This window comes from Lachnoclostridium sp. An14, assembly GCF_002160755.1.
GTDB lineage: Bacteria > Bacillota > Clostridia > Lachnospirales > Lachnospiraceae > Lachnoclostridium_A.
The window spans coordinates 13442-27735 of sequence record NZ_NFLE01000020.1; the positions used below are offsets into that span (position 1 = coordinate 13442).

Genomic DNA, 14294 nt, shown 5'->3' on the forward strand with positions numbered 1-14294 from the left:
ACTTTTACGCTGTTTGTGCTGCCTGGCTTTTGTGGGACATCAATACTACCGTCTCCACATGAGTCCCCCCCGGAAACATATCGCACCCCCGCACCCGTTCCACCTCAAACCCGTTCTCCCGCAAATACTTCACGTCCCGTCCCAGAGTCGCGGAGTCGCAGCTGACGTATACCAGCCGTTTCGGCTGCATTTTCACGATGGTTTCCAGGCATTTGGCGTCGCAGCCTTTGCGGGGCGGGTCCACGACGATGACGTCGGCGCGGACGTGGTTTTTCTCGTACTGCTCCGGCAGCACCTCCTCCGCCTTTCCCACGAAAAACTCCACGTTCTCCATCCCGTTCAGTCTGGCGTTTTCCCTGGCGTCCTCGATGGCCTGGGGCACGATCTCCACCCCGTAGACCTTCCCCGCCTTCTGCGCCAGAAACAGGGAAATGGTGCCGATCCCGCAGTACAGATCCCACACCGTCTCCCCGCCCTCCAGGCCGGCGAATTCCAGGGCCGTCTCGTACAGTTTCCGCGTCTGAACCGGATTCACCTGGTAGAAGGAAAGAGGGGAAATGCGGTATTTCACCTCGCCGATCCAGTCGGTGATGTAGCCGGGGCCGTAGAGGTTTACCACCTCTTTTCCCATGATCACGTTGGTTTTCTCTTTATTGATGGAAATGGACACGCTGGTCATCCCCGGCATCTCCCGCAGGCGGTTTACGAGCTCCTGGCTGTGAGGCAGGCGGTCTCCGTTGATCACCAGGCACACCATCAGCTCTCCCGTGACAAAGCCTTTCCGGATCAGGGCGTGGCGGACGAGCCCCCGATGGGCCGTCTCATCATATGGATCTATTTTGTATTCATTCATGAATTTCTTGATTATTTCAAGAATTTCTTTATTTTCCTCCACGCCAAGGAAACAGTCCTCATGCTCAATGATGGCATGGGTCCTGCCCGCGTAGAAACCGGTGATGATCTCCCCGGCCTTATTTCTTCCAAAGGGGAACTGGGCCTTGTTGCGGTATCTCCAGGGATCCTCCATGCCCATCACCGGCTCCATGGGGATTTCTTCCTCCGGAATGCCTCCCAGCCGGCTTAAATGGCTGCGGATCTTCCGCTCCTTAAACGCCAGCTGCTCCTCATAGCTCATGGCCTGGAGCTGGCACCCGCCGCACTGCCTGGCCACAGGGCACTTAGCCTCCACCCGGTGGGGAGAAGGCGTTAAAATGCGCACCAGCCGGGCGAAACCGTAATGCTTTTTCATCTTCATGGCGCTGGCCTCCACCACGTCGCCGATGACCGTATCCTTGATAAACCAGGTGTAGCCGTCCGTTCTGCCGATTCCCGCCCCGTCCTCGCTCATATCCTGGATGACGGTGGTAAACACCTCATTCTTCTTCATTTCCACCTGTTTTTCAGCCCTCCGTCTTTCTGATGTTGCTGTCTAAAAACCGGTTAAACCCAAGCCATCCCTTGTTGTCTCCTGCGCCCTTTAACGCCTCCAGCATGGTCTCCATCTTCGCGTCCGTATTGTCCGCGAAGCTTAAAGCCAGGGCCTCCAAAAGGGCCGGTTTCTTCGGGGAGCCATACTCCAGCTCGCCGTGGTGGGACAGGATGCAGTGCACCAGCTCCGCCGCCAGTTTCTGGGGAAACCCGGGGATTTTCTCAATCCGGGACATGACCATCTGGGAGCCGATCATAATGTGGCCCAACAGCTGGCCCGCGTCCGTGTAGTCGTTTTCCGGGAACTCCGACAGCTCCTTCGTCTTTCCGATGTCGTGAAACATGGCCGCCGTCAAAAGCAGGTCCCGGTTCAGGGCCGGGTAGTGCCCGGCGTAAAAATCACAGAGCTGCACCACGCTCAGGGTGTGCTCCAAAAGCCCGCCCACAAAGCCGTGATGCACGCTCTTTGCCGCGGAATGGGCCTTAAACTCCTTCACAAACCGCTTATCCTCCACAAAAAAGCTGGAGGCCAGCTCCTTTAAATACTTGTTCTTCAGGGAGCGGATATACTCCAAAAGCTGGTCATACATCCCGTCGATGCTCTTTGCGGAAACCGGCAGGTAGTCCTCCGGTATGTACTCCACATCCTCCGCCCGGCGGATCCGTTTCACGTTCAGCTGGTTCGTCCCCTGGAACACCGTCACGTCAGCGTCCACGTAAACGTAGTCCAGCGCCTCAAAATTCCCCACTCCCGGAGAGCCCAGATCCCAGATCTTGGCGTCCACCACGCCTGTCTTATCCTGCAAAATCAGGCTGCCGTACTCTTTGCCCGCCTTTGTGAGGGCGATCTGTTTCGTCTTGCACAAATAAACGTCAGATACGTGCATTCCTTCTCTGAAAGTTCCGATATACTTCATAAGTCTGTTCTCCTTCTGATTCTGGTTTTCTGTTTTATACGTGTTCGCCGCAGTCCGGCATGGATAACGGAAGCCAGGCTGTTACCTGGCTCCGATGGTTACCTGATATTCCAATTCCTTATATTCGTCGATCCCTTTTCGTTTCACCGTGATGACTGTGGAAGAACCGGCCTGCAAATTTTCAATCCGGTTCTGCAGCTCCCTCACGGTGCGCACCTCTCCCGTGCCGATTCTCACCAGAATGTCGCCGTTCTGGATGCCCGCCTCGTAGGCCGGGCTCTCCGCCGCCACAGCGGTGATGTAAACGCCGGCTGGCAGTCCACCTTCTTCCATCTCCGCGGTGATGTCCTGGCCCTGGATCCCCAGGTAGGCGGTAGAAAGCCCGTTGCTCATCCGCTCGATGATTCCCTTGTAATCGGAAATCCCCGCCACGGCGGTGACGTTCTGGGTATTTTCATTTTTATACTGGTCTGTGACCCAGCCGATCACCTCCCCGGACACATTCATCAGAAACGTCCCCATGGGCGCGTTTCCGCTGATGTCCGAATACATGACCCGGATGCTGCCATCGGTGACAGGGACAGATTTCGCTACGTAGCCAATCCCACCGTAGTCCACGGAATGAACCACACCCACCGGGCTGCCCACGGCGATCACCATATCCCCGATCTTCATCTGATAGGAATTTCCCAGGGTGAGAATCTCCATTTTCTGCGCCGTCTCCTCGCTCACGTCCGTGCGGTTCACACTCACCACAGCCATGCCGCTGACCCGGTCCGTCTGCTTTTTTGTCCCCACCGCCTCCGCGCCGTCGTGAAACGTCACCCGGATGGCGTCCGCATCCTCCACGGCCTCCTCCGTGGTAAGGATCAAAAGCTCCGTAGGCGTCTCCGCGATCAGGGCGCCGGCGAAAAATCCCGTATTCTCCACAGGATTATTAAACCAGTCCGTCTCGTGCCGGACGGAGTGAACCGTCACGATCCCCTTGTCCGCCTTCTGCGCCAGCTCCTTTAAAGGCGACAGAATCCGGCTGAAATCTTCCATGGTAAAACGGTAGCTGGACACAGCGTCCTCCACCTGCTGCTCGATGGGCTCCGACGGTTCTGTGGAAACCTCCGCCTCCGTCACTGCTGCCGTCAGCTCGTCCCTTGGGATGCACACCGTGGAGTCGTCTCCCTGGCTCTCCGTTTCCACAAAGCCTTTAAACAGCGGACTGGTAAACGCGAACGTAGCTGCCGCCACCACGCCGAACACCACGGCCAATCCTCCGGCCATGGCCGCCCGCCCGGCGATCTCCCGCCTGGTCATCGGCTGCTTTACGATTTTCTCTTTTATAAACTGGCGTTTTTCTGCAGGCTCTTTCTCCGGCCCGTTCATCTCTGGCATAAAACACCTCCTCGGAAAGGGCAAAATCCTAACTTTATTATACGTAGCTTCTCCCATTTATGCAAGACAGGATTTCTCCGTCGCCCACGCCCGCGGAAACCCTCACGGAAACGTAAGAAAATTGCTGGTGAAAACCTCTAGGAATTCAAATTGTTTTTTGTTATACTCTAATTGTGATACCAGGGTCAAAAGGTCGGAAATCCGATGCAAGCTTGCTTGCAAGAGGATTTTTGACCTTTTGGCCCCAACATCTAATCGTTAAACTAGGCAGACAGGTGAGAATAGAAATATGAATCGAAAAGCATTACGAACACTGGAATACGATAAAATCATAGAAACCCTGACCGGCTACGCGGCGTCGGAGCCGGCCAAAGAGCTGTGCCGCAATCTGGTTCCTTCCGCCGACTACAGCGAGATTGTGAAAAACCAGGCGGAGACCACCGACGCCGTCACCAGGATCCGCCAGAAAGGGAGCGTTTCCTTTTCCGGCATCCGGGACATCAGAGATTCCTTAAAGCGGCTGGACATCGGCAGCTCCTTAGGGATCCTGGAGCTTTTGGCCGCCAGCTCCCTGATGACGGCGGCCGCCCGGGTAAAGGCCTACGGCCGTCACGAGGACAGCGAGCTGCCGGACGACTCCTTAGAGGAGCTGTTTCGCGGCCTGGAGCCTTTGACTCCCGTCAACAACGAAATTAAGCGCTGCATCCTTTCCGAGGATGAGGTGAGCGATGACGCCAGCCCGGGACTGCGCCATGTGCGCCGCTCCATGAAGGCCATCCAGGACCGGATCCACACCCAGTTAAACTCCATTTTAAACAGCAGCCGCTCCTATCTCCAGGACGCGGTGATCACCATGAGGGACGGCCGCTACTGCCTCCCGGTGAAGGCGGAGTACAAAAACCAGGTGTCCGGTATGGTCCACGACCAGTCCTCCACCGGCTCCACCCTCTTTATCGAGCCCATGGCCATCATCAAGCTGAACAACGACCTGCGCACCCTGGAGATCCAGGAGCAGAAGGAGATCGAGGCGGTGCTGGCGGACTTAAGCAACCAGCTGGCCCCCTATCAGGAGGAGCTGCGGACAGATCTGGACATTTTAACCCACCTGGACTTCGTGTTCGCCAAGGCGGCTCTTTCCAGGCATTATAAGTGCAGCGCCCCCATTTTCAACCGGGAACGGCGCATCAATATCAAGGACGGACGCCATCCCCTGTTAGACCCCACGAAGGTGGTTCCCATCAATATCAATCTGGGAAAGGATTTTGACCTGCTCATCGTCACCGGCCCCAATACCGGCGGCAAAACCGTTTCCTTAAAGACGGTGGGCCTCTTTACCCTTATGGGACAGGCCGGCCTGCACATCCCGGCCTTTGACGGCTCGGAGCTGGCCGTGTTTGAGGACGTGTTCGCGGACATCGGGGACGAGCAGAGCATCGAGCAGAGCCTGAGTACCTTTTCCTCTCACATGACCAATATTGTGCAGATTTTGGAGAAAGCGGATTCCAATTCCCTCTGTCTCTTTGACGAGCTGGGGGCGGGAACGGATCCCACGGAGGGAGCGGCCCTGGCCATTTCCATCCTCTCCTTCCTCCACAATATGCAGTGCCGCACCATGGCCACCACCCATTACAGCGAGCTGAAGGTGTTCGCCCTCACCACCCCCGGTGTGGAAAACGCCTGCTGCGAGTTCAACGTGGAGACCCTGCGGCCCACCTACCGCCTGCTCATCGGCATCCCCGGAAAGAGCAACGCCTTCGCCATCTCGAAAAAGCTGGGACTTCCCGACTACATCATCGACGACGCGAAGACCCACCTGGAGGCCAAGGACGAGACCTTTGAGGACCTGCTGGCCCATCTGGAGGAAAACCGGGTGACCATCGAGAAGGAGCGGGAGGAGATCGAGGCCTACAAAAAGGAAATCGAGGGCCTGCGCCAAAAGCTGCGCCAGAAAACGGAGCGGCTGGACGAGCGCACCGACGCCCTGATCCAAAACGCCAAGGAGGAGGCCCAGCGCATTCTCCGGGACGCCAAGGAAACCGCGGACAAGACCATCCGCAACATCAACAAGCTGGGAGATGCCGCCGGCCTCACCAAACAGCTGGAGGCGGAGCGCACCCGCCTGCGGGAGCAGCTCCAAGGCGTGGAAAAGGATCTCTCCATCGGCGCCAATGCCAAAAAGCCGAAAAAGGCCGTTTCCCCCAAATCCCTCAAGGTGGGGGACGGCGTGCGGGTTCTGACCATGAATTTAAACGGCACCGTGAGCACCCTGCCAAACGCCAAGGGCGACTTATACGTGCAGATGGGCATTCTCCGCTCCCTGGTCAACATCAAGGACATCGAGCTTTTGGATGAGCCGGCAGTCACCGGCCCCACCCTGTCAAAGACCGGCAGCGGCAAGATCAAAATGTCCAAATCCAGCACCATCTCCCCGGAGGTGAACCTGATCGGCATGACGGTGGACGAGGCGCTCCCTGTACTGGACAAATATTTAGATGACGCCTACCTGTCCCATTTAAACCAGGTGCGCGTCGTACACGGCCGCGGCACCGGCGCCTTAAAAGCCGGGGTGCACAAACATTTAAAGAAATTAAAATACGTAAAGGATTTCCGTCTGGGCGAATTTGGGGAAGGCGACTCAGGCGTGACCATTGTGACATTCAAATAGACACCAATGCTAAGGAGGATCTGTATGGCCGAGAAACAAAAAGTGCTGATCGTAGACGATGACGAGAACATCGCCGAACTGGTTTCTCTCTATCTGATGAAGGAATGCTATGAGACCAAGATCGTAACGGACGGGGAGGCCGCCCTGCGGGAATTTCCCCTGTTTAAACCGAACATCATCCTGCTGGACCTGATGCTGCCGGGCATCGACGGCTACCAGGTCTGCCGGGAGCTGCGGGCCACTTCCCAGGTGCCCATCATCATGCTCTCCGCCAAGGGAGAGATCTTTGACAAGGTGCTGGGGCTGGAGCTGGGGGCCGACGACTATATGATCAAGCCCTTTGACTCCAAGGAGCTGGTGGCCCGGGTGAAGGCGGTGCTGCGCCGCTATCAGCCCCCTGTGATCCAGCCTGCCGCCGTTTCCGATCAGCAGGGAGAGTACGTGGAGTACCCGGACCTAATCGTAAACCTGACAAACTATTCCGTGCTCTACAAGGGCCATTCCGTGGAAATGCCCCCCAAGGAGCTGGAACTCCTCTATTTCCTGGCGTCCTCACCGAACCAGGTATTTACCAGGGAACAGCTTTTGGATCACATCTGGGGCTATGAGTACGTGGGCGACACCAGGACCGTGGACGTACACATCAAGCGGCTGCGGGAAAAAATCAAGGATCACGCCAACTGGTCCTTATCCACGGTGTGGGGCATCGGCTATAAATTCGAGGTGAAAAAATAATGCGCCTTCACTCTCTGTACGCCAAGTTCCTCCTGGGCTACCTGCTGTTCGGGCTGCTGGGGTTTATCGCCATTTCCACCTTTTCCTCCGGGATGATCTACGACTATCTCCTGGAGCGGCAGTCCGCCTCCCTGTACGCCGAGGCCAATGAAATCGCCTCCCGCTACAGTGAGATCTACCGGGGCGGAAACAGGAACGCGGAGGAGGCAAATTCCAACATTGCCACCATCGCCTCTTTCCTAAGCTCCGACATCTGGGTGGTGGACCGTCAGGGCGTGCTGATCCTGGACACGGGAAACCGGTACGGGGCCGGCGTTTCCATCCCCGGCTTTGACCCGGCAGCGGAGAAGGATCCCTACGCCATCGGAACTTATTACGGGATGTATAATCAGGAAATGCTCACCGTCTCCGCCCCCATCACCGGCAACTACAACACCTACGGCTACGTGATCATTCACCTGCCTCTCAGCGAGATCCAGGACACGAGGACGGGGATTTTGAACCTGACCTACATCACGGCGGCGGTGCTCTACGGCCTGTCCCTGATCATCCTTCTGCTCTTTACCAAGGTGGTGTACCTGCCCTTAGTAAAGATCCGCGAGGGGGCGAACGAGTACGCCGCCGGAAACTTAAACTACAAAATCAACGTGGATTCCCAGGACGAGATGGGCTATCTGTCCGCCACCTTAAACTATATGTCTGGGGAGCTGAACAAGATGGAGGAGTACCAGCGCACCTTTGTGGCCAACGTCTCCCACGACTTCCGTTCTCCCCTGACCTCCATCAAGGGGTATCTGGAGGCCATTATCGACGGCACCATCCCCCCGGAAATGCAGGAAAAGTACCTGAAACGGGTGATTTCCGAGACGGAGCGGCTGAACAAGCTGACCCAGAGTATGCTGACCCTCAATTCCCTGGACAGCAAGGGCTATCTCTCCCGCTCCAACTTTGACATCAACCGGGTCATCAAGGACACAGCCGCCTCCTTCGAGGTCACCTGCAACGCCCGGGGGATCACCTTCGACCTGACCTTTTCCGCCCCCACGGAGATGGTTTACGCCGACCTTGGAAAAATCCAGCAGGTGCTCTACAACCTGATCGACAACGCCATCAAGTTCAGCCACGACAATTCCGTGATCTACATCCAGGAATCGGTCCGCCACGAGAAGGTGTTTGTGTCCGTAAAGGACACCGGCATCGGCATTCCGAAAGACAGCCTGAAAAAGATCTGGGAGCGGTTTTACAAATCCGATCTGTCCCGGGGAAAGGATAAAAAGGGCACGGGGCTGGGCCTCTCCATCGTGAAGGAGATCGTCCAGGCCCACGGAGAAAATATCGACGTGATCAGCACGGAGGGCGTGGGGACGGAGTTTATTTTCAGCCTGCCGAAGGCGGGGAATCTGTAGGGAAGAACCGGCACAGTGAAAATGAATACGCGCCGCGGTACACAGACAATGGGACAAACATTGTGAAAATGCGTACGCCGCGGCGCATTTTTCGATTGACATATATAGATAATCAATATATAATTAATTTCACAGTATATCGGTGTTCTACATATGAACTCTATATGTAACTATTCGCGCCGGTGAAAGGAGGACGTTTTATGGCAGTTGACAAAAGTCTCATATCCGGCAGTACCACGCTGCTCATTCTAAAACTGTTGTCCGAAAAGGAAATGTACGGCTACGAGATGATCGACACTCTGGCCAAGCGGTCTGAAAACGTGTTTGAGCTGAAGGCCGGCACCCTCTATCCCCTGCTCCACACCCTGGTTTCCCAGGGCCATCTCACCTGCCGGGAGCTGGACTGTTCCGGCAAAATCCGGAAATATTACCGCATCACCAAGGAGGGGCGCCGGTTTCTCCGGCAGAAGACGGAGGAGTGGAACGAGTACGCCGGGGCCGTGGCACGGGTGCTGAGCTTTGGAGGAAATGCCTATGGGACTGTCTGATTACCTGAATACCCTGACGGCTCAGATGCGCTGCAAAAAGGCCAGGTCTCTGGTGGCGGAGGAGATTTCCGCCCACATTTTAGACCAGAAAGAGGCGTTTATGGCCGGCGGGATGGACGAGGATGCGGCGCTGAAGGAAAGCATCCGCCAGATGGGAGACCCGGTGACCGTGGGCATGGAGATGGACCGGATCCACCGGCCGCGCCCTGACTGGAAATTTCTCATTTTCATCGCTGTTTTCAGCGTCATCGGCCTGTTTTTGCAGTATGAGATGAACCAGCTGTCCATAGATTACACATACGTTGACTATTTCCCAAGACACTGTGTTTATACCGTCGTGGGACTGATTGTGATGGCGGTTCTGTATTTTCTGGACTACACCATCGTGGGGAAATACGCCCTCCGTTTCTGGGGGCTGCTCACCGTCTATTTTTTGTGGGCCGGCCTGTTCGCGCCGCTGCGAAACGGCAGCCATGGCTACATCCAGCTCACCCTTTACCTGTACGTGCCGGTTTTCGCGGGACTGCTCTACCGCTACCGGATGCAGGGCTGGAGAGGGCTCTGCAAATGCCTGCTGCTGTTTGTGTTCACCGCTCTCCTCGGCATCCGGTGCACCGGCTTATACAACGTAACCGCCTTCCTGTCCCTGACCATCCTCATTATGATCACGGCGGCGGTGCACCGGGGGTGGTTTGGCGTTCCAATAAAACGGACGATCGGGCTTTTGTGGGCGGCGGTCTGCCTGGCACCCATTCTCTTTATCTGCCTTGGGGGTCTGGCGGCGTACCAGTATGACCGGCTGATGGCCATGATTTCCATGTTCTCCGGCCGTGGAGACACCACCTTCAATTATGTCGCCCACGCGGCCCAAGAGCTGCTCTCCGCCGCAAAGCCTCTGGGGAACTCCGGCAGTTCCATCGCGGAGCGCCTGCCCTATATCTTCACGGATTACATTTTCACGTACGTGGTCTCCTGCTACGGCTATCTGGCGGGAGCCGCCGTGGTGCTGGCCCTCTTAGGCGGCGTGGCCCGCATTTTCCGCCTCTCCTCCCGCCTCACCAACGAGCTGGGATGGATGATCAGCTTTGGCTGCGGCTGCGTGTTCGGCATCGAAACCCTCCACTACATCCTGACCAACTTCGGCATCCTCATCTTCGCCCAGACCTATCTCCCGTTTTTCTCCTACGGGCTGCGGGCGTCCATCCTCACTTACAGCTTTTCCGGCCTGCTTTTGAGCATTTACCGGTATAAGGACGTGGTGGGGGAGGTGCGAAAGTTTCCGGAGTTTAAGACAAAAGTGCGGGTGAAGGTGAAGTTGGAAGTGGAGAAAGAGGAGGAATGAAAAACAGCAGATGCGTTGCCCTTTTGGGTGTTCGCATCTGCTGTCTTTTTTACAGCTCCTTCTTATTCTCTCCCCCCGGCGTCGTCACAATCACCTTCTCCGGCGTAATAATCAATGCGCCTTTCGCCGTGGCGGCTCCGTGAAACATTTCCTCCACCATGGCCTTAAACGCGTTCACCACCTCGCCTTCGGTGACGTACTCCGCCCGGCCTTTGATCTGATAGCCTTCCAGGTTCTGGGGGTTGTAGGCAGAAATGGCGATGCGGCCGTCGTTTGCCTGAAGGTTGTTTAACGTGGTCTCCAGGAACACGTCGCCTACCAGCAGCTTTCCGTCCTCCGTCACATCCTTAAACGCCACCGGAACCACATTCGGCTCATTTCCGGCGCAGGTGGCCAGATCCCACAGGCTTTCCTTTAATACCTTTCTCACATTCTCGTTTAACATGGCACTTACCTCCTGAGTGTTTTCTTTGTTTTTAAACTGCACTCAGTGTAGGACAGCTGCGGGGGAAAAACAAGATATTAAGAAGTTTGTGAGTCACTAATTCGTTTCATAGCGGCCGTTCCACCGCTCCCCGCACCAGCGCTCCAGGGCCTCCAGGTTTTCCTCACAGTATTCCAGCTCCTTGGAGTAGCGCCTGGCGCTCTCCACGCCGTCCTCAAAGGAAAAGCTGCCCTTCGTCAGCCAAAGGAATACATCCCGCAGGCAAACCACCTGTACCCCCGCCAGGGCTGCCAGGGCCCGGGGAAGTGCCTCTCCGTCAAAGGCCGCTTTCAGAAAATGGCGGAACAGGAAATAGGACAGCAGATTGGCGTATTCTCTCTCCCTCTGGGGGTGGCGGGAGAGAAATTCCGGAACCGCCGCCAAAAGCTCCGGCAGCCGTCCTTCCATGGCCGCCAACTGGCCGGGCCAGGCGGGATCCATGGGCTCCAGGCGGGATAAGACGGTCAGCAGCTCCCGGCACAGCCTTTCCGTCCAGGAAAGGTCCGGCCGCGGAACCTCTGCCCCAGCCGCTGGCACAGTCTCCATATCGTCCCATCTCCATCCCTCATCCACCGCCCGCTGCGTCTCCTCCGCCATGCGGCAAATCTCCCGCTCCTTTTCCTCCAAAGACAGCCTTTCCTCCGCCAAAACGGCGAGCATTCTGTCTCTGGCGCCGTCCAGCAGGGAAAACAGCTCCCCGTCCACCTCGTCTCCCGGCTCCGGTGTTTCCGGGGCTGTCCGCTCCAGGCTGCCGCCCTTTAGGATCAGCCGGGCCGCCGCCTCGCAGCAGAGTCCGATGCCGGCCTCCTTTCTCAGGGAGCCGTACCACTCATAGTATCTGGGATGCTCCCGGCAGATTTCACAGAGGGATGCCTCTCCCAGCTCCAGGATCAGGTCGCAGAGCCCTTCTCCGTTCAGAAAGGGGCACCGCTCCTCCTCTCCCGTCAGCCGGAAACAGCCATCCTCCGTCACCGCCCGGCGCAGCCGTTCTCCCAGGGGGCCATCCACCTGCTTATACCGCTCTAAGCTTTCCCTGTCAATGTCGATCTCCCATCCGATGCAGCAGCTATCCCGGCAGGCGGAGGCAATGCAGTGAAACTCATCATAATAGGACGGTTTTATCAGCTCCATGACACTCATTTCCAATCGTATTTCGTCAGCTTTCCTTCCAGTTTCATGTTCTCGAAACCGTTCTGCCGCAGGGCCTCATAGAGGATAATGGCCACGGAATTGGACAGGTTCAGGGAACGGATGTCTCCCCACATGGGGATGCGCACGCAGGTTTCCTGGTTTTCCAGAAGGATCTCCTCCGGAATCCCACGGCTCTCCGGCCCGAACATGATAAAGCAGTCCGGCTCGTACTCCACCTCCGTGTAGGTTTTCGGCGCCTTGGTGGTGGCCATGTAGATCTTCGCCCCTGGATTCCGGTCCAGGAAATCCTGGAAATCGCTGTAAACCGTCACGTCCAGTTTCGGCCAGTAGTCCAGGCCAGCCCGCTTGATGGCCTTCTCGTTCAGCTTAAAGCCCAGAGGCTCGATCAGGTGGAGCCTGGTGTCCGTGGCGACGCAGGTGCGGCCGATGTTTCCGGTGTTGGCCGGCATTTCCGGCTCGTAAAGCACAATATTCATGTCGTTTTACCTCAGCCCCTGCTCTTTCTCCAGCTGCTCCACAAACCGGCGGATGCGGTCCAGAGCCACCTTCAGGCTCTCCAGGGAATAGGCGTAGGACAGGCGCAGGAATCCCTCTCCGCTGTCGCCGAAGGCCGTACCCGGCACCACCGCCACCTTCTCCGCGTTCAGCAGGCGGACGGCGAACTCGTCGGAGGTCATGCCAAATTTCTTAATGCTGGGGAACACGTAGAAGGCGCCGTAAGGCTCAAAGCACTCCAGCCCCATCTCCCGCAGGGCGTTCACCAGGTAGCGCCGTCTCTGATTGTAGGACTCCCGCATCATTTCCACATCCTCATCGCCGTTTCGCAGGGCGGAAACCGCCGCGTACTGGCTGGTGGTGGGGGCGCACATGATGGCAAACTGGTGGATTTTTAACATCTGGCCCAGGATCTCCTTCGGCGCCGCCGCGTATCCCAGGCGCCAGCCGGTCATGGCGTAGGACTTGGAAAATCCGTTGATCAGCACCGTCCGCTCCCGCATTCCGGGAATGGAGGCGATGGAAACGTGCTGTCCCTTGTATGTAAGCTCGCTGTATATCTCGTCGGAGATTACAAACAGGTCCTTCTCTATGACAATCTCTGCCACCTTCTCCAGGTCCTCCTTCTCCATAATGGCCCCGGTGGGGTTGTTGGGGAAGGGCATGATGAGGATTTTCGTCTTCGGGGTGATCTTTTCCAGGAGCTTTTCCGGGGTCAGGCGAAACTCGTCCTTCTCCTCCAGCTCGATGGGCACCGGCACGCCGTTTGCCAGAATGGTGCAGGGCACGTAGGACACGTAGCTGGGCTGGGGAATCAGCACCTCGTCTCCCGGATCCAGCATGGCCCGCAGGGCAACGTCGATGGCCTCACTGCCGCCGACGGTCACCATGATCTCCTTATCCGGATCATAGAGCAGCTCCTGGCGCCGTTTCAGGTAGTTGGCAATCTCCACCTTCAGCTCCTTTAAACCGGCGTTGGAGGTGTAGAAGGTGCGGCCCTTTTCCAGGGAGTAAATGCCTTCCTCCCGGATGTGCCACGGAGTGTCAAAATCCGGCTCGCCCACGCCCAGGGAAATGGCATCCTCCATCTCGCTCACAATGTCGAAAAATTTCCGGATCCCGGACGGCGGAATGGTTACAATTCGTTCTGATAATGGGTTCCTCATAAGCTGATCAACATCCTTTCGTCCTTGTCTGGTTTCTGCATAATGGTGCCGTGGTCTTTATATTTCTTCAAAATAAAATGGGTGGAGGTGCTGAGCACGGAGTCGATGGGAGAGAGTTTCTCCGACACGAACAGGGCCACCTGGCGCATGGTCTTTCCCTCCAGAATGATGGTGAAGTCAAAGGAGCCGGACATTAAGTACACCGCCTCTACCTCGTTGTACTGGTAAATGCGCTCCGCGATCTTGTCAAAGCCCATATCCCGCTGAGGAGTCACCTTTACCTCGATCAGGGCAGTCACCTTTTCCTCACCGGTCTTGTCCCAGTCGATCAGGGTGTGGTATCCGCAGATGATGTGCTCCTTCTCCATATCCGCGATCTCATTTGCCACCGCTGCCTCGCTCTCCCCTAACAGGACCGCCAGATCCTTCAGATTAATTCTGCTGTTTTTCTCAATTACCGCTAAGATTTTTTCTCTCATCGCTCATGCCTCCTTATTTTCTTCCTATTGATGATAAGCCGTGCGAAAGCAGAAAATTCCTGCCCGCGCACGGCGTCATACTCCATTCCGG

General features: G+C 56.7%; 13 protein-coding genes. 5 read left to right on the forward strand and 8 right to left on the reverse strand.

The genetic code is table 11. The features are described 5' to 3' along the window. Nucleotides 1–4 precede the first annotated feature (4 nt). From rlmD to B5E84_RS12025, 3 genes are all read right to left on the reverse strand, one after another. The gene (gene rlmD, locus B5E84_RS12015) at nt 5–1387 is read right to left on the reverse strand and encodes a 23S rRNA (uracil(1939)-C(5))-methyltransferase RlmD (protein ID WP_087223057.1); all 1383 of its coding nucleotides are present in this window, start codon (nt 1385–1387) and stop codon (nt 5–7) included. Nucleotides 1388–1400: 13 nt separating this feature from the next. Beyond that, complete coding sequence (locus tag B5E84_RS12020; RefSeq protein ID WP_087223059.1) at nt 1401–2345, reverse strand: 3'-5' exoribonuclease YhaM family protein; 945 nt, start codon at nt 2343–2345, stop codon at nt 1401–1403. 81 nt (nt 2346–2426) lie between these two features. After that, a complete protein-coding gene (locus B5E84_RS12025; RefSeq protein WP_087223060.1) occupies nt 2427–3731 on the reverse strand; it encodes a S1C family serine protease in 1305 nt (434 codons plus the stop codon). A gap of 289 nt (nt 3732–4020) precedes the next feature. On the opposite strand from B5E84_RS12025, the gene B5E84_RS12030 reads away from it, so the two are divergent. The 5 genes from B5E84_RS12030 to B5E84_RS12050 all read left to right on the forward strand — a co-directional run bounded on the left by B5E84_RS12030 (nt 4021) and on the right by B5E84_RS12050 (nt 10427). Next, nucleotides 4021–6396, forward strand: coding sequence for an endonuclease MutS2 (locus B5E84_RS12030; protein ID WP_087223062.1), 2376 nt, complete (start codon nt 4021–4023; stop codon nt 6394–6396). Nucleotides 6397–6420: 24 nt separating this feature from the next. Beyond that, a complete protein-coding gene (locus B5E84_RS12035; protein ID WP_087223064.1) occupies nt 6421–7131 on the forward strand; it encodes a response regulator transcription factor in 711 nt (236 codons plus the stop codon). Further along, the gene (locus B5E84_RS12040; RefSeq protein ID WP_087223066.1) at nt 7131–8537 is read left to right on the forward strand and encodes a HAMP domain-containing sensor histidine kinase; all 1407 of its coding nucleotides are present in this window, start codon (nt 7131–7133) and stop codon (nt 8535–8537) included. The genes B5E84_RS12035 and B5E84_RS12040 overlap by 1 nt, the downstream gene beginning before the upstream one ends. A gap of 200 nt (nt 8538–8737) precedes the next feature. Beyond that, the gene (locus B5E84_RS12045) at nt 8738–9085 is read left to right on the forward strand and encodes a PadR family transcriptional regulator (protein ID WP_087223068.1); all 348 of its coding nucleotides are present in this window, start codon (nt 8738–8740) and stop codon (nt 9083–9085) included. Then, nucleotides 9072–10427 (forward strand): permease prefix domain 1-containing protein, encoded by a 1356-nt coding sequence (locus B5E84_RS12050; RefSeq protein WP_162612858.1) that lies wholly within the window; start codon nt 9072–9074, stop codon nt 10425–10427. Before B5E84_RS12045 ends, B5E84_RS12050 begins: the two co-directional genes overlap by 14 nt. Nucleotides 10428–10476: 49 nt before the next feature. On the opposite strand, the gene B5E84_RS12055 is transcribed toward B5E84_RS12050, so the two are convergent. The 5 genes from B5E84_RS12055 to B5E84_RS12075 form a co-directional block, all read right to left on the reverse strand. Further along, the gene (locus B5E84_RS12055) at nt 10477–10872 is read right to left on the reverse strand and encodes a pyridoxamine 5'-phosphate oxidase family protein (protein ID WP_087223072.1); all 396 of its coding nucleotides are present in this window, start codon (nt 10870–10872) and stop codon (nt 10477–10479) included. A gap of 96 nt (nt 10873–10968) precedes the next feature. After that, a complete protein-coding gene (fliB, locus tag B5E84_RS12060) occupies nt 10969–12042 on the reverse strand; it encodes a flagellin lysine-N-methylase (protein ID WP_087223073.1) in 1074 nt (357 codons plus the stop codon). A 5-nt stretch (nt 12043–12047) separates the two neighbouring features. Further along, nucleotides 12048–12539, reverse strand: coding sequence for a tRNA (cytidine(34)-2'-O)-methyltransferase (locus B5E84_RS12065; RefSeq protein ID WP_087223075.1), 492 nt, complete (start codon nt 12537–12539; stop codon nt 12048–12050). 6 nt (nt 12540–12545) lie between these two features. Then, on the reverse strand, nt 12546–13724 hold the full coding sequence (locus tag B5E84_RS12070; RefSeq protein ID WP_087223077.1) for an aminotransferase class I/II-fold pyridoxal phosphate-dependent enzyme: 1179 nt from the start codon (nt 13722–13724) through the stop codon (nt 12546–12548). Continuing rightward, nucleotides 13721–14203: an Lrp/AsnC family transcriptional regulator gene (locus B5E84_RS12075; RefSeq protein WP_087223079.1), complete on the reverse strand. Its 483-nt coding sequence runs from the start codon at nt 14201–14203 to the stop codon at nt 13721–13723. The genes B5E84_RS12070 and B5E84_RS12075 overlap by 4 nt, the downstream gene beginning before the upstream one ends. Nucleotides 14204–14294 lie beyond the last annotated feature (91 nt).

What these genes read in the sequence shown, in the direction of transcription:
- B5E84_RS12040 (WP_087223066.1), top strand. Translation starts at nt 7,131, where the DNA reads ATGCGCCTTCACTCTCTGTACGCCAAGTTCCTCCTGGGCTACCTGCTG.
- B5E84_RS12035 (WP_087223064.1), top strand. Translation starts at nt 6,421, where the DNA reads ATGGCCGAGAAACAAAAAGTGCTGATCGTAGACGATGACGAGAACATC.
- B5E84_RS12055 (WP_087223072.1), bottom strand. Translation starts at nt 10,872, where the DNA reads ATGTTAAACGAGAATGTGAGAAAGGTATTAAAGGAAAGCCTGTGGGAT.
- B5E84_RS12025 (WP_087223060.1), bottom strand. Translation starts at nt 3,731, where the DNA reads ATGCCAGAGATGAACGGGCCGGAGAAAGAGCCTGCAGAAAAACGCCAG.
- B5E84_RS12030 (WP_087223062.1), top strand. Translation starts at nt 4,021, where the DNA reads ATGAATCGAAAAGCATTACGAACACTGGAATACGATAAAATCATAGAA.
- rlmD (WP_087223057.1), bottom strand. Translation starts at nt 1,387, where the DNA reads ATGAAGAAGAATGAGGTGTTTACCACCGTCATCCAGGATATGAGCGAG.
- B5E84_RS12070 (WP_087223077.1), bottom strand. Translation starts at nt 13,724, where the DNA reads ATGAGGAACCCATTATCAGAACGAATTGTAACCATTCCGCCGTCCGGG.
- B5E84_RS12065 (WP_087223075.1), bottom strand. Translation starts at nt 12,539, where the DNA reads ATGAATATTGTGCTTTACGAGCCGGAAATGCCGGCCAACACCGGAAAC.
- fliB (WP_087223073.1), bottom strand. Translation starts at nt 12,042, where the DNA reads ATGGAGCTGATAAAACCGTCCTATTATGATGAGTTTCACTGCATTGCC.
- B5E84_RS12050 (WP_162612858.1), top strand. Translation starts at nt 9,072, where the DNA reads ATGGGACTGTCTGATTACCTGAATACCCTGACGGCTCAGATGCGCTGC.
- B5E84_RS12020 (WP_087223059.1), bottom strand. Translation starts at nt 2,345, where the DNA reads ATGAAGTATATCGGAACTTTCAGAGAAGGAATGCACGTATCTGACGTT.
- B5E84_RS12075 (WP_087223079.1), bottom strand. Translation starts at nt 14,203, where the DNA reads ATGAGAGAAAAAATCTTAGCGGTAATTGAGAAAAACAGCAGAATTAAT.
- B5E84_RS12045 (WP_087223068.1), top strand. Translation starts at nt 8,738, where the DNA reads ATGGCAGTTGACAAAAGTCTCATATCCGGCAGTACCACGCTGCTCATT.